Annotated in this window: 15 protein-coding genes; 5 read left to right on the top strand and 10 right to left on the bottom strand. The window is 68.4% G+C overall.

Translation table 11 applies throughout. The annotated features are described in order from the left end of the window. Positions 1-756 precede the first annotated feature (756 nt). On the bottom strand, positions 757-1,512 hold the full coding sequence (locus tag Q9R39_RS23975; protein ID WP_311278402.1) for an oxidoreductase: 756 nt from the start codon (positions 1,510-1,512) through the stop codon (positions 757-759). A 396-nt stretch (positions 1,513-1,908) separates the two neighbouring features. Between Q9R39_RS23975 and acs the strand changes: the two genes are divergently transcribed. The 3 genes from acs to Q9R39_RS23960 all read left to right on the top strand — a co-directional run bounded on the left by acs (position 1,909) and on the right by Q9R39_RS23960 (position 5,595). After that, entirely contained in the window at positions 1,909-3,849 is a 1,941-nt protein-coding gene (gene acs, locus Q9R39_RS23970) for an acetate--CoA ligase (RefSeq protein WP_311278401.1), read from the top strand. Positions 3,850-4,017: 168 nt separating this feature from the next. Next, positions 4,018-4,527 (top strand): phage holin family protein, encoded by a 510-nt coding sequence (locus tag Q9R39_RS23965; protein WP_058251095.1) that lies wholly within the window; start codon positions 4,018-4,020, stop codon positions 4,525-4,527. 3 nt (positions 4,528-4,530) lie between these two features. After that, positions 4,531-5,595 (top strand): alpha/beta hydrolase, encoded by a 1,065-nt coding sequence (locus Q9R39_RS23960; RefSeq protein ID WP_311278400.1) that lies wholly within the window; start codon positions 4,531-4,533, stop codon positions 5,593-5,595. Here Q9R39_RS23960 and Q9R39_RS23955 read toward each other — a convergent pair. The 4 genes from Q9R39_RS23955 to nth form a co-directional block, all read right to left on the bottom strand. Further along, positions 5,510-6,703 carry a MarP family serine protease gene (locus Q9R39_RS23955; protein ID WP_311278399.1) on the bottom strand — a complete coding sequence of 398 codons (1,194 nt, stop codon included), beginning with the start codon at positions 6,701-6,703 and terminating at the stop codon, positions 5,510-5,512. The two genes, Q9R39_RS23960 and Q9R39_RS23955, sit on opposite strands and share 86 nt — an antisense overlap. Continuing rightward, complete coding sequence (locus Q9R39_RS23950; protein ID WP_058251092.1) at positions 6,700-7,536, bottom strand: CoA pyrophosphatase; 837 nt, start codon at positions 7,534-7,536, stop codon at positions 6,700-6,702. Before Q9R39_RS23950 ends, Q9R39_RS23955 begins: the two co-directional genes overlap by 4 nt. Then, on the bottom strand, positions 7,533-8,153 hold the full coding sequence (locus Q9R39_RS23945; protein ID WP_249145213.1) for a TlpA disulfide reductase family protein: 621 nt from the start codon (positions 8,151-8,153) through the stop codon (positions 7,533-7,535). The genes Q9R39_RS23950 and Q9R39_RS23945 overlap by 4 nt, the downstream gene beginning before the upstream one ends. Before the next feature lie 80 nt (positions 8,154-8,233). After that, positions 8,234-8,923: an endonuclease III gene (nth, locus tag Q9R39_RS23940; RefSeq protein ID WP_311278403.1), complete on the bottom strand. Its 690-nt coding sequence runs from the start codon at positions 8,921-8,923 to the stop codon at positions 8,234-8,236. Positions 8,924-9,256: 333 nt separating this feature from the next. On the opposite strand from nth, the gene Q9R39_RS23935 reads away from it, so the two are divergent. Together Q9R39_RS23935 and Q9R39_RS23930 are read left to right on the top strand one after the other, a co-directional pair. Then, positions 9,257-9,520 (top strand): hypothetical protein, encoded by a 264-nt coding sequence (locus Q9R39_RS23935; protein ID WP_058251089.1) that lies wholly within the window; start codon positions 9,257-9,259, stop codon positions 9,518-9,520. A gap of 179 nt (positions 9,521-9,699) precedes the next feature. After that, positions 9,700-10,374 carry a Crp/Fnr family transcriptional regulator gene (locus tag Q9R39_RS23930; protein WP_004022089.1) on the top strand — a complete coding sequence of 225 codons (675 nt, stop codon included), beginning with the start codon at positions 9,700-9,702 and terminating at the stop codon, positions 10,372-10,374. A 65-nt stretch (positions 10,375-10,439) separates the two neighbouring features. Here the strand turns inward: Q9R39_RS23930 and Q9R39_RS23925 are convergent, their stop codons facing one another. The 5 genes from Q9R39_RS23925 to Q9R39_RS23905 all read right to left on the bottom strand — a co-directional run. After that, positions 10,440-11,261, bottom strand: coding sequence for an MBL fold metallo-hydrolase (locus Q9R39_RS23925; protein WP_078111781.1), 822 nt, complete (start codon positions 11,259-11,261; stop codon positions 10,440-10,442). A 77-nt stretch (positions 11,262-11,338) separates the two neighbouring features. Further along, on the bottom strand, positions 11,339-12,481 hold the full coding sequence (locus Q9R39_RS23920) for a flotillin family protein (RefSeq protein WP_058251087.1): 1,143 nt from the start codon (positions 12,479-12,481) through the stop codon (positions 11,339-11,341). A 77-nt stretch (positions 12,482-12,558) separates the two neighbouring features. Further along, positions 12,559-12,795 carry a hypothetical protein gene (locus Q9R39_RS23915; protein ID WP_058251086.1) on the bottom strand — a complete coding sequence of 79 codons (237 nt, stop codon included), beginning with the start codon at positions 12,793-12,795 and terminating at the stop codon, positions 12,559-12,561. Positions 12,796-12,834: 39 nt separating this feature from the next. Next, positions 12,835-14,085, bottom strand: coding sequence for an MFS transporter (locus tag Q9R39_RS23910; protein WP_311278398.1), 1,251 nt, complete (start codon positions 14,083-14,085; stop codon positions 12,835-12,837). A gap of 59 nt (positions 14,086-14,144) precedes the next feature. Continuing rightward, on the bottom strand, positions 14,145-14,785 hold a 641-nt coding region (locus Q9R39_RS23905), incomplete at its 5' end, for a TSUP family transporter (protein WP_311278397.1).

Genomic DNA, 14,785 nt, shown 5'->3' with positions numbered 1-14,785 from the left:
CACCGGTATGAGAACCGGGTACCGATGACTATACACACGGTTTTGGGTTATTTGCAAGCACAACAATCCCATTCACTAATGTCCGTTCTACTGCGGAGTAACCAGCAGATCGAATCAGACGCCCGTTCCGGGCGCATATTCGGGAATCGCGATTCAGGCTCGCGAAACGCGCAACGTCTTTGCAACGTTCCCGCTCGAGGCCGCCGAACTCCGAATCGGCCACCTACCACCACCGAACCAGCTGCCGATTGCGTCGAAGATGGTGCGTCGCAGAGTGTTTCGCTGCCATCCGCAAGTCGTTCAACATTCCGGCGCGGAACGCTTGATGTGATCGGCATCACGGTGTAGAACAGTGGTTACGGAATCTCGGAAGGCCAAGTTCGATCCGGAAGAGAAGGAACGAACCCCCACGCCGAGCACTTCCCAGCACGGGCGGCAAGCACCCACGCGGAGCACGCCGCATATGGCAAAAGTGTTGTGCGCCTGCGACATCACAGTCAGGACGACCGACCGCCACCACTCGATGCGCCACCGCCTTCCTCTCGTGAGGCGCCAGGCCCGAGAGGAATGGCCCACAGCTGGCAGCACGTGGACGGTCAGTAATCCCGACTCGCGATCAATCGCCGAGGCGGTGACCACAACCCACCAAGCACGCTTGGTAACTTGAGTCCGTGCTACGCGGGCGGCAACCGCGTCGTTTACGACGCCGGCGGCCGCCCGCAGTGCTGTCCGGGCCGGGTTCGAGACCTCGCGAGACTAACCAGACCGGGCCGCGTCCGCGATCGACTTCGCCTCGGCCGCACCGGCTTCCAGGGCCTCGCAGCAGAAGATGATCCAGTCCCGCAGGCCCGACTCGGTACCAGCCCCGAAGTTCGTAGCCAACGTGCGATACTCGCCGACCCGCTTGAACCAGGTCACCTCCGGCACGCCGAGGCAGTGCGGGTCCAGCCCGGTCGCGGCGCCGACGAGCCGAGACGCGGCACGAGCGACGACACCGTTGGCAGCGGGGAAGGCGTCCACCGCCAGCAACTCGCCGTGCACCACCGCCACGAGCACCGGCGCCGGAACCGAGGTGGCGCCGGTTGTCAACTGCCCCAACAAGTTGAGACGTTCGGCGACATCCGTCCCGCTCCGAGGCCGCCCGAGATCTTCCGGGTCGTCGACGAGGTCCGCGGCGGCAAGGGTGTGCAACCTCGCCAGCGCTTGCGCGGGTGCCCGGCGGATCACCGAGGTGAGTGTGACCAGCGAATCGCCGTCGAGGGCCTGCGACACCCGCATGGCGCCGGCCAGGATGGGGTCGTCGAAGTCGCCGTCGCGTCGGAGCTCGACACTTCCACCGTCGATCGCGGCCGAGGACCGGCCCGCCCGCCACGACGCCTCGGTGGCGGTCTTGTCCCATCCCCGCAGGTTGGCGGGGTGCCGGTGCACTGCGGACAGGGCATCCCGTGCTCGATCGGCGGCGGCGGCGACGCCGGGCAGCTCCAGCAGGGGCATCAGTGGGTCGGTGGTCACGCACCGACGATAGTTGCGGCCGCGGACCGCTCACCAGGTCGCCCTCGGTCCGGTCGATCAGGGCTACCGATTCGGACACCCGCGGCGCTCAACCGAATAGATACCGATGATCCATTGTTAGTCACCGTTTCAGATATTGCGCACCTGTAATTGTTCACGGTGTTCGTCAGTTGACTGACTGAAACGCATCGCTCCGACGTCGGCGCGGGGTCCACAGGGCATCGCGACCGTTCGTCGCCGCCCACCCGCCGTTCGTCGCCAATCGGCCGCGCTCACATACCGGACGGTTCCACCCTAGACCGCGACGTGACTACGCTCACACTGATTGCCCGTTCTGACGCCAGGTCACTCTACTGTTGAGTGACCGCCGTCGACAGCGAAAGGCCCTTGTCACCGATGTCCTCCACCGTCCAGGCATTTCCTCCCTCCGACGAGTTCGCCGCCCAGGCCAACGGCACCGCCGAGATGTATCACCATGCCGATGCCGACCGCCTCGAGTTCTGGGCCGAGCAGGCCCGGCGGCTGGACTGGGCCACCGAGTTCACCACCACCCTCGACTGGTCCGACGCCCCGTTCGCCAAGTGGTTCGTCGGAGGCAAGCTCAACGTCGCGGTCAACTGCGTGGATCGGCACGTCGCCGCAGGCAAGGGCGACCGCGTCGCCATCCACTGGGTCGGTGAACCCGGCGACACCCGCGACCTCACCTACAGCCAGCTGCTCGCCGAGGTCAGCAAGGCCGCCAATTACTTCTCGTCCATCGGGCTGGTCGCCGGCGATCGCGTCGCCATCTACATGCCGATGGTCCCCGAGGCCCTGATCTCGATGCTCGCCTGCGCCCGCCTCGGCCTCACCCACTCCGTGGTCTTCGCCGGCTTCTCCTCCGGAGCGCTGCGCTCCCGCGTCGACGACGCCGAGGCCAAGCTCGTCATCACCACCGACGGGCAGTACCGCCGCGGCCAGCCGGCGCCGTTGAAGACCCAGGTCGACGAGGCGCTCGGCACCGGCGACGACGCCGCGAAATCCGTCGAGAAGGTCCTCGTCGTGCGTCGTACCAACCACGACCCCGACCTGAACTGGGTCGAAGGCCGCGACGTGTGGTGGGAAGACACCGTCGACGAACAGTCGGACACCCACGACGCCGAGGCCTTCGACGCCGAACACCCACTCTTCCTGCTCTACACCTCGGGCACCACCGGCAAGCCCAAGGGCATCGTCCACTCCTCCGGCGGTTACCTCACCCAGGTCAGCTACACGTTCCACTACGTCTTCGACCACAAAGAAGGCCGCGATGTCTTCTGGTGTGGCGCCGACATCGGCTGGGTGACCGGCCACTCCTACCTCGTCTACGGTCCGCTCTCCAACGGCGCTACCGAGGTCGTCTACGAGGGAACCCCCAACTCCCCCAACGAGCACCGCCACTTCGAGATCATCCAGAAGTACGGCGTCACCATCTACTACATCGCGCCGACCCTGATCCGCACCTTCATGAAGTGGGGACGGGAGATCCCCGACGCCCACGACCTGTCCAGCATCCGGCTGCTCGGCAGCGTCGGCGAACCGATCAACCCCGAGGCCTGGAAGTGGTACCGCGAGGTCATCGGCGGCGACTCCGCGCCCATCGTCGACACCTGGTGGCAGACCGAGACCGGCGCCATCATGATCTCGCCGCTGCCGGGCGTGACCGCGACCAAGCCGGGATCGGCGATGAAGCCCCTGCCCGGCATCAGCGCCAACATCGTCGACGACCAGGGCAACCCCGTCGGCGCCGGCGAGCAGGGCTACCTCGTGCTCGACCAACCGTGGCCGTCGATGCTGCGTGGCATCTGGGGCGACGACGAGCGCTTCCGCGACACCTACTGGTCACGGTTCGCCGAGCAGGGCTGGTACTTCGCCGGCGACGGCGCGCGCTACGACGAGGACCACGCCCTCTGGGTCCTCGGACGCGTCGACGACGTCATGAACGTCTCCGGCCACCGGATCTCCACCGCCGAGGTCGAATCTGCGCTCGTCGGGCACTCCGGTGTCGCCGAAGCCGCGGTCATCGGCGCCGCCGACGAGACCACCGGCCAGGGCATCGTCGCCTTCGTCATCCTGCGCGAAGGAGTCGAGAACACCGGCGACCAGCTGATCGCCGAACTGCGCCAGCAGGTGTCGGTGGAGATCTCGCCGATCGCCAAACCCCGCGAGATCAACGTCGTGCCCGAACTGCCCAAGACACGCTCGGGCAAGATCATGCGCCGTCTGCTCAAGGACGTCGCCGAAGGCCGCGAACTCGGCGACACCTCCACCCTCGTCGACCCGTCGGTCTTCGAAGCGATCCGCGCGAAGAAGGCCTGAGGCCGTTCGAGTTCTCCAGGGCCTGCCGACCTGAGGTCGGCAGGCCCTGCCCGTCTTCGCGCCACTCCATTCGACGGGTGGCTCGCCACTCCATTCGACGGGTGGCTCGCCACCCGGATCGCCCGCGCATGGCAACATATGGCCATCAGCCGAACAACGGAGGATTCTGTGAGCCCCAACGAGCACGGCCTGCCCGACGCGGGCCGGGACTCCGTCCCGTCGATCCCGCTCTCCGACGCCAACGCCGGCCGCAACGGCGAACCGACGATCGGAAGCCTGGTCAAGGACGCGACCGCCAGTGTCTCCACCCTGTTCCGATCCGAGGTCGCGCTGGCCAAGGCCGAGCTGGTCACCGAGGCCAAGAAGGCCGGCGCGGGCACCGGGCTGCTCATCGTCGCCGGTGTGATGGCGCTCTACGCGAGCTTCTTCTTCTTTTTCTTCCTCGCCGAACTGCTCGACGAGTGGGTCTGGCGCTGGCTGGCGTTCCTCATCGTGTTCCTCATCCTGGTGGCGGTCACCCTGATCGCCGCGTTCGTCGGATACCTGTTCTTCAAACGCGTGCGCGGACCCGCGAAGACGATCGAGACGGTCAACGAACTGCCGACCGTCCTGCCCCACCGCGGCTCGGCGCACGACACCACCACGCACCCGAGAATCCCGCCCGCCCGCGAAGGGTGATCCGTGAGCGAGGAGCCCGACCCCTCGACCGTTCGTCTCCCGGGTGATTGGGAGCATCTCGACGTCCGCGCCAACGGAGTCCGTTTCCACGCCGTCCAGCCCGCCGGCGTTCCCGCCGACGACCGCCCGTTGGTGCTGCTGCTGCACGGTTTCGGCGAGTTCTGGTGGAGCTGGCGACATCAGCTGACCGCGCTCACCGACGCCGGCTTCCGCGCCGTCGCCGTCGACCTCCGCGGCTACGGCGACACCGACAAACCACCGCGCGGCTACGACGGCTGGACCCTGGCCGGCGACACCAACGGCCTCGTCCGCGCGCTCGGACACACCCGGGCCACCCTGATCGGACACTCCGACGGCGGCCTGGTCTGCTGGGCGACCGCCACGCTGCACCCGCGCGTCGTCGACCGGATCGTCGTCATCGCGTCCCCGCACCCCCGCGCCCTGCGTCGACGCGTGTTGCGGGACAAGGCACAACGCGCACAGTTCTTACCTCTGTTCCTGCGCAACCAGATCCCCCGCCTCGGTGAACGGCAGGTCACCCGCGACGACGCGGCCTTCGTGTCCGACTACTTCGCGGAACGGTCGTCTGCCCCCTGGCGCGGTGAACCCGACTACGCGCACACCGTCGAACTCAACCGGTCGGCCATGCTGATCCCCAACGTCGCGCACTGCAGCCTGGAGTACCGGCGCTGGGCGTTCCGTTCGCAGGTCCGACCCGACGGCGCCCGCTTCATGGAACTGATGGACCAGCGGCTGCATCTCCCCGTGCTGGCCCTCCGAGGCCGCGACGACCCGTACATCCTCGACGACGCGATGGCCGACAGTCACCGATGGGCCGCGCACCAGACGTATCGGCAGGTCGAGGGCAGCGGCCACTTCGTCCATCAAGAACAACCGGCCACGGTGACCGAGCACATCCTCGAGTTCCTACGCCACGAACCCGCACCCACCGCCGACGGCCCCCGCCGATCGGCCCGCAAGGTCAGGCGAGGACGCAGCGTTGCGTACTCACCCGCTCGCTTCGTCGCTCGGATTCGTCGAAGTCGGAGCGCACCTGGCGGGCGGTGAGCACGAAACCGGTCTCGTCGGCGGCATTCTCGGCCGCGCCGAAGACCACACCGAGCACCTCGCCGTCCGAATTGAGCAGCGGCCCACCCGAATTGCCCTGCCGGATCAGACCGCGGACGGCGTAGACCTCACGGGTCACCTGCCCGGTCCGGTAGATGTCGTCACCGGTGTGGGCGAAGACCGCACGCACCCGCAGCGGGCTCACGTAGAACGGCCCGGCCTCGGGGAAACCGAGTGCGATGGCGTCGTCCCCGGTCGACGCGGGGCGTGAGGCGAACCGCAGGGCCGGCGCCCGGAGGCCCGGGACGTCGAGAACCGCGATGTCGTTCTCGCTGTCGAAGAGCACGACGCGCGCCGGGAGCTGCGCCCCCGTCGAGGTCTGGACCTCCAGCCGTTCGGTGCCCGCGACCACGTGCGCGTTCGTCATGACGCGCTCCGGAGAGACGACGAACCCGCTCCCCTCGAGCGCCTGCCGGCAGCTCGGTGCCACGCCTTCGATCTTCACCACGCTGGGACGCGCCTGCGTCACCACCGGCAGTTCGGCCAGCGCCTGATCGGGAGGGTCGACGTTCGTCGACGGGGTGCTGACGAACGGGAGCTTCGGGAGTCCCGAACTGTCCAGGAGCGCTTTGAAGTCGGCCGGGATGTCGTCGACCCACTGCGGCGACACCGCGTCGACCCCGGTGAGCACCTTCGAGTCCCGAACCGCCCCGGCGATGGCCGGGTCGGCGGACTCGCGAAGCGGGATCGCCAGCAGGCCCGCGGCCAGCAACACCGCGACCACCTGTAGGAGCGAGCCGACTCCGCTGTCGACGGCGCGCAGCCCGGGCGACCGGATCCCACCGCGAGCCGCACGTCCCAGAACCATGCCGGCCACCTCGCCGACGACCACGAGCACGACCAGCACCAGAATCCCGGCGAGCACCCGCACCTGCAGATCGTCGAACTGCTCGATCAGGCGGGGCGCGAGCAGCAGACCGGCTACGGCGCCGAGTGCGACTCCGATGAACGCCAGGGCCGAGGCGACCGCACCCGACCGGTACCCGCTGGCCGCCGCGAGCAGGGCGATGCCGATCACGATGATGTCGACCCATGTCGAGCCGGTCATCGGGTACCTCCTGGCTCGGCGTTGCCGGCGTCGACCACGTCGCGGTCGTCCGGGTGCAGCTCCGCGAACCCGGATTCCTGCCGGCTCCCGGCGAGCTCGATCATCTTCTCCAGCGAACGAACGTCGGCGGAGTCCCACGGACGGTCCCAGCCGGACACCTCGCTGATGGCGGCGATGAGCCCACCCGTGAATCCCCAGACGAGCAACTGGTCGACGAAGAACGCGGGCCCCTTGTAGACGATGCCGACCGCCTTGCGGCGGACCTGGAACCGGTTGTCCGGGTTCAGCAATTCGCGCAGATTGATCCGGTCCACGCGCGCGGTCTCGCCTTGGTCGACGACGCGCACCTCGCTCGGGCGGTGCCAGTAACCGATCACCGGGACGACGTCGAAGCCCGAGACCCCGACGGGAAAGCTCGGCAGGGTCGCGAGGATGGTCACCCCGGATGCGTCGAGGCCGGTCTCCTCGGCCGCCTCGCGCAGCGCGGTGCCCACCGGGAAGTCGTCGCCGGGATCGGCCGCGCCCCCGGGGAACGCGACCTGCCCGCTGTGCTGGCGAAGTGTGGGAGCGCGCTCGGTCAGCAGTACCTCGGCGTCGGCCGGCACCCCGCCGGGATGATCGTCGGCCGACTCCCACGAACCCGAGAACAGGATCAGAACGGCCGCCGACCGGGAGTTCGTCGGCAACATCGACGCCCAGCGCGATCGATCACCGCCGCGGTTGTCGACGCTTGTCGTGACGGCGGTGACATCGTCGGTCAACGCCCGCAGCCACGGCGGGATCTCGTCCCGCGGGACCAGCGGTCCCGCATCGGCCCGCGAACGCCCGCTCATATCCGCACGCCCAGATGCTCGGCCACCGAATCGGCGATCTCCTCCGGACTGTCGAAGACACCGGGATAGACCTCGGCGACCGTGCCGTCGGGTCGAAGGAAGACGGTCGACGGGAACACCCTGGGCGCGTTGATGGCCGCGGCCACCTTTCCGTCGAGGTCGAGCACGGACGGCAAGCGGACTCCGATCTCGGTTAGCAGCGTCAGCGGGAAGAACGGGTTGCTACCGCCTTCCTTGGCGTGCAGGGCCAGCACGGTGACCCGGTCGCCGGCCCGCGCGGCGAACTCCTCGAAGTAGGGCAGCTCGGTCTTGCACGGACCGCACCACTGCGCCCAGACGTTGATGACGAGCGGCCGGCCGGCCGTCGAGGCACCGAGGTCGTAGGGCGCTCCGGTGCTCAAGCAGGGTTCGACGACGCCGTCGAGGACGGAGTCCGGCGATTCCGGCAGTCCGGTGACCGGGCAGTCCGGCAGGTCGGCGGTGCTGCGCGCCTCCGCCAGACGCGCCTCGTCCACCGGCGCATCGATCGGGCGGACTCCACTCGACGAGGGCGGTGCGCTCGACATCGGCGCCGGATCGTCCCCGCGCGGCCAGATCGCCACGATGAGCGCGATCATCACGACCACGAAGACCACGGTCCATCGCGCGGCGGGCGGGAAACGAGAACCCCGGGGTGACGCCGGGCCGCTTGGTTCGCTCACGGGGCCGCGATCCCGGCCAGCGCGAGGAGGTGCTCGGTCTCCGGCCCCTTCACCAGGGCCGCGGCCTCGGTCTTGTCCATCGGTCCGGTGCCCACCGACGGGCAGTCCTTGGCGAGGACGCACACCCCACACGCCGGCTTGCGCGCATGACACACCCGTCGGCCGTGGAAGATCACCCGGTGCGACAGGTCCGTCCACTCCCGCCGCTCGATCAGCTCGCCGACGGCGTGCTCGACCTTCACCGGATCGGTCTCCTCGGTCCACTGCCAGCGCCGGACCAGGCGGCCGAAGTGGGTGTCGACGGTGATGCCGGGCACACCGAACGCGTTGCCCAGCACCACGTTCGCGGTCTTGCGCCCGAACCCGGGCAGCGACACCAGATCCTTCAGATTGTCCGGGACCTCCCCGTCGAACCGCTCGACGAGCGCCTGCCCGAGTCCGATGATCGAGTTCGCCTTGTTCCGGTAGAAGCCGGTGGGTCGGATCATCTCCTCGAGCTCGGTGCGGTCCGCACCGGCATAGTCCGCGGCCGACCGATACCTGGCGAACAGCGCGGGGGTGGTCATGTTCACACGCACATCGGTGCACTGCGCCGACAGGATCGTCGCCACCGAGAGCTCGAGCGGGTCGGAGAAGTCGAGTTCGCAGTACACGTGCGGGAAGGCGACCTGGAGGGTCCGATTCATCCGCCGCGCGCGCCGGACCAATCCGAGATGGGTCTCCTGCTTGCGTGCCGGGGTCGGTCCCGCGGCCGCAGACTTGCGTGCGCTCACCTGATTCAGGTTAGCGATGCGCACGGCGAAGCCCGATTCCGCTGGCCCCCGACACGGGGCGAAGCACTCTCACACACCCCCTGAATGGAACATCACCGCAGGTCAGAACCGCGTGTTCGCCCTGGGAGACGGGCTGGTCACGGCCTCATCGGCGTGCTCACGCGCAACCTACGGTCAGGTAACAAGTCAATGACGGCGGCCCTCTCGATGCGGTTCCGGGCGGGTCGATTGTGTTTACTTGTCCCCATGCACGGTCTCGCGGCGCTGCTGTTCCCGGCTGTACTCATGTTGTTCGCCATGGGCATGGACAAGGTCCAGTCCCGGATCGACCGCTCGGCGGTCTCACGCGATGAGGTGGAGGACTTCCTCGACTCGGCCGACGCCCAGAACGTCCAGACCCTCGCCCGCGAGGGCATGCCGGCCGCGCTCGACGAACTCCGCGACCGACGGGTCACCCGTCACGAATCAGCGGTGTCCGGCCACACCGAATCGCCGCAGCGGGCCAGCTGACCGGCCGTCGCCGCCCCCGCTTCCGTACCGCCCGACCACCGCGTCGACACTCCGCCAATCGGACACACCCGCAATGAGCTTCCAGTGACCCATCCAACACATATGCTTGTGCGCGGGGTAGCGTAGCCAACGGCGCGATCTGACGCGGGCTGTAGAGAGATTCGAGAAAGGTTCCCTAGGTGGAAGAAGTACTGGCGCGGGCGGGCATATTCCAGGGCGTCGAGCCCTCCGCCGTCGCGGCGCTGACCAAGCAGCTTCAGCCCGTCGACTTCCCTCGCGGACACGTGATCTTCCACGAAGGCGAGCCCGGCGATCGGCTCTACATCATCATGTCCGGCAAGGTGAAGGTCGGCCGACGCTCGCCCGACGGACGCGAGAACCTGCTGACGATCATGGGCCCGTCCGACATGTTCGGCGAACTCTCCATCTTCGATCCCGGCCCCCGTACCTCGTCGGCGACGACTGTCACCGAGGTCCGCGCGGTGTCGATGGACCGTGACGCGCTGAAGGCGTGGATCAAGGACCGTCCGGAGATCGCCGAGCAGCTGCTGCGCGTGCTGGCACGCCGCTTGCGCCGCACCAACAACAACCTCGCCGATCTCATCTTCACCGACGTGCCCGGTCGCGTCGCCAAGCAGTTGCTGCAGCTTGCGCAGCGCTTCGGCACCCAGGAGGGCGGCGCGCTGCGCGTCACCCACGACCTGACCCAGGAAGAGATCGCCCAGCTCGTCGGCGCATCGCGCGAGACCGTCAACAAGGCGCTCGCCGACTTCGCCCAGCGCGGATGGCTGCGCCTCGAGGGCAAGAGCGTGCTCATCGCCGACTCCGAGCGTCTCGCGCGCCGCGCGCGCTGACTCGAGTTCACCACGAAGCCGCTCGCTCCTCCGGGAGCGGGCGGCTTTGCTCTTCCCTCGAAGGGTCAGGCCTCGCGCAAATACTCCAACTGCGCCTTCACCGACATCCGCGCGGCGGGCCACAGCTTCTTGTCGACGTCGGAGTACACCTTGCGCACCACTTTCATCGGCTTCGCGTCGCGGGCCGAGACACCCATCGTGTCCAGAGCGGCGACGATCTGGTCGATCCGCTCCTCGCGATGCGCCTTGTAGTACCGCGCGACGGGGCCCAGATCGGGATGGTCCGGACCGTGCGCCGGGAGGAGTGCCGCCCCTTCCCCTTCGACGATCAGGCGGTTCAGCGAGTTCAGATAGTCGCGCAACCCGCCGTCGGCGGGATCGAGCACGGTCGTGCCACTCCCGAGGATCGTGTCGCCGGTCAGGACCGCACGTTGTCCGTCGTGTTCGACGAGGAAGCTGACGGAATCCCCCGTATGTCCCGGGGTGAACAGCACCGTGATCCGCAGACCCGCGGCCTCGATCACCTCACGATCCCGCAGTGGCGCCCCGTTGCGGCAGTGCTTCTCCAACCGAGCGCGTACCGGCGCACCCGTGCGCTTGTGCAGGCGCGACACCCCGCCGGTGTGGTCGAAGTGCCGGTGGGTCACCAAGACCAGTGCGACCCCGGGCAATTCGGCGAGGCGCCGGGCGTGGTGTTTGTACTTCGGCGGTCCCGGGTCGACGACCACGCATTCCTCGCTGCCGGGAGCGCGCAGCACGTAGGTGTTCGTGCCGTCGAGTTCCATCATCCCGGAGTTGTCGCACAGCAGGACCGACGCGAAGGGGGTCACTTCCCGCAGCACCCCGTAGGCAGGGTGCGTGGGTGCGGCGTCGTTCGGTGAGCTCATGGTCCCCGAGCCTATCCACTCGGTGCGGAGAACCGGGCGAAGCCCGACGATCCGACCACGCCGAGTCGATCCCCGGGTCAGACCCCGCCGACCGTCGCACCGTTCACGGACTGCTCGCCGGCCGAGCCGTCGACCACCGTGGGCGCCACCTGATCCTGCAGGCTGCGCAGCAGCGCGGCACCCTGGGTGATCACACCGGTCATGATCTCGTTGACGCCCTCGGCCCCGTTGTACACGGTGAGGTTCGCGGTGCTGAGGCCCTTGGCGACCTCGCCGACGAGCGTGGGCAGGGCCTCGATGAGCTGCTGATCGAGGGCGATGCGGTTGTGCTGTGCGGCGGCCGCCGACTGGATCTCGACCGCCTTGGCCTCCGCCTCGGCGATGATCTGTCGTCGTAACGCCTCGGCCTCGGCCGGTTTCACCACTTCGGAGATCAGTTCCTGCTCACGCAGTTCGGCCTGCGCCTGCGCGAGCACGGACTGTTCGCGGATGACCTCCTGGTTGACCCGCGCCTGCGCGAGCGGACCGGCCTGGGCGGCTTCGGCATTGGCCTTGTCGGTCTCGGCCTTGATCGCAGCCCGCTTGATCGCGGTCTCCCGCTCGTAGTCGGCCTGGTTCCGCAGCGACTCCTGCTGCGCCTTCGCCGACTCCTGGTCGGCGCGAGCACGTTCGACCGCCGCCTCGCGCTGCACCTTGGCGATGTTCGGGGCAGCCAGCGCGTTGATGTAACCGGAATCCATGTCGTCGATCGACTGGATCTGGAACGAGTCGACGACGAGACCGATCGATCCCATCTCACGCTTGGACGCGTCGAGCACCTGACGGGCCAGGGTGTCGCGCTCGCGGATGATCTGCTCGACGGTCATCGAGCCCACGATGGAACGCAGGTGACCCGAGAAGATCTGTCCGGTCAGCTGATTCATCTCGTTCTCCTGCTCGGAGATGAAGCGCTGTCCGGCGTTGACGATCGACGCCACGTCATTGCCGACCTTGTGGGCGATGACCGCCCGCACGTTGAGTTGGATGCCCTGGGTCGTCACACAGACCTCGCGGATCGTCGCCTCGTGCAACGCCATCGACAGGAAACGGACCTTCCGGAAAAAGGGCATGACCCACTTCCCGTGCCCGACGACGACCACGAACGGCGCATCGTCGAAGTCGGACTTGGCGCCGGAGATCAGCATCGCCTCATCGGGTTCGGGAACGTAGTAGCCGAGCATGGTCTCTCCTCGAGCGGCAGGCGATATGTGTCGACGTCAGATCCTGCCGCATCCGGGACCTTTCGACGATCGGTTGTTCACATGGTTCGGTTCGCCGTGCCGGGGACCGGTACCCATGGCTCGACGTCGACGACTCGGCCGGAACGTTCGGCGATGACCAGAACGGGCGCGTCGAGCCCGATCGGTGCGGCGGCGCGGGCGAGGAACCGCTCGGTTCCGCCGGCCAACGGCAGTTCGATCTCCCCGAGGAGTTCGCCGCCCGGTATCGACATAGTCACCGTCCCGGTACGCCCGACGAGTTGCGATGCTGCCATCCGACGGCCTCCCTGGTGTCCCCGTCCGTGTGTCGAACCCTAGGCCATGGCGGTCCGTCGTCGGTCGCGGACACCGTCGAGCACCACGTAGGCCGCCGTCAGCACCGCGATCACGGCGGCGCCGAGCACCAGGACCCCGTAGCCGAAGGCCCCGACGACGAGTCCGGAGAGCGCGCCCGCGGCCGCGCCGGCCAGACTCATCGCGGTGTCCGAAACCCCCTGCGCCGGTGCGCGTCGCGCGGTGTCGACACTGTCGGTGAGAAGCGTGGAGGCCGCCACGGTCGACGCCGACCATCCCACGCCGAGCAGGACCAGCGCGACGACGAGACCCGTCTGCGATTCCGCGAAGACGAATCCGACGACGCAACTGACGACGAGTGTCGCCTGACCGCCGAGGATCACCGGGATCCGGCCGGTCCGGTCGGCGAGCAGGCCCATCACCGGTGCGAGCGCGTACATCCCGGCGATGTGCGCGCTGATCGACAGGCCGACCAGCGTCACCGAGGCGCCCCCGTGATGCATGTGGACCGGCGTCAGCGCCATCACCCCGACCATGACCGCGTGCGCCGACACCACCGCGGCCATCGCGGCCCGCGCCGGCGGCGAGTGCGTGATCGCCGAAAGCCCCTCGGCCAGCGACACTTTGACACGTCCCCCGTCCGTGTCGCCGGTCGCCACGACCAGCGGGTCGGGGCGGAGGCCGACGAACAGCACGGTCGCCGCCCCGAGGCACCCGACCGCACCCACGAGGAACGGACCCGACAGATCGGCCATCGCGAACCACCCGGCGACGGTGGCACCGATCGGGACCACCGCCGGCCCGATCACCGCGCCGACCATCGTCGTCCACACCACGAGCGAGAGGTCGCGGCCACGAGTGCCGGCCGACGACAGATCCGTTGCCGCGAAACGTGCCTGCAGGCTCACCGCGGTGCCCGACCCCACCCCGGCCATCCCGACGAGCATCAACGCGAACCAGCCGCGATCGACGGCGGCGGCCACGACCAGCGAACCGGCCCCGGCGATCACCAGGCCCGTGGTCAACGCGGGACGCCGCCCGCGTCCGGCGGCCAGGGACGCCAACGGGAGACCGGCGGCCGCAGCCCCCAGCGTGACCACGGTCGTCGGTATCCCGGCCAGGGACGCCGTTCCCGACAGTTCCTCACCGAGGATCGCCCCGAGCGCCAGCGCTCCGCCCATCGACAGGCCGGCCAGGATCTGGGCTGTGCCCAGCAGGACGATGGTCCGCCGTTGCAGAGCGAGGCGACTGGAGGCGGCGTCGATGTTCACCCGATCAGCATCGACGTTGACCCGGCGCCCGCCAAGTCGGATCGCACCCCGGCGCGGTGTCAGCCGACGATCAGGTCGTACCCGAGCTTCCCCACCATCACGACGACGACGGCCAGCAGGACCCACCGCACGAACGAACTGCCGCGGCCGATCGCCATGTGCGAGCCGATCTGGGCGCCGACGACGTTGGCGATGGCCAGGCCGAGACCCAAGAGCCACAGCACATTTCCCTGCAGGCCGAAGACCGTGAGGGCGCCGAGGTTGGTACCGGTGTTGATGACCTTCGCCATCGCCGAGCTCTCCAGGAAACTCGTCCCGACCAGCGCGGTCAGGCTGATGATCAGAAAGGTACCGGTCCCAGGACCCATCACCCCGTCGTAGAAGGCCACGACGACACCGGCCAGCACCAGACCCGCGATCGTCGAGACGCGCGAGCGCGGTCCCGTCGACGCGTCGGTCCCGAAGCCGGGATTGAGCGCGACGAACAGTCCGACCCCGACCAGCATGACCAGCACGATCGGCGTGAAGATCTCGGTGGGCAGGACGACGGCCACCGTCGCGCCGAGGGCCGAGAAGACGAGCGCCGCAACGAACACCGGGATCAGGCGACGAAGATCGATCCGGACGTGCCGCACGTAACGCCACGCTGCCGACGCGGTCCCGAAGACCGCCGCCAGCTTGTTGGTCCCCAGGGCCGTCG

Origin of the sequence: Gordonia sp. AC31, assembly GCF_031844505.1 — a bacterium.
Taxonomy (GTDB): domain Bacteria; phylum Actinomycetota; class Actinomycetes; order Mycobacteriales; family Mycobacteriaceae; genus Gordonia; species Gordonia hongkongensis.
This window is presented reverse-complemented; position numbering and strand designations above follow the sequence as displayed.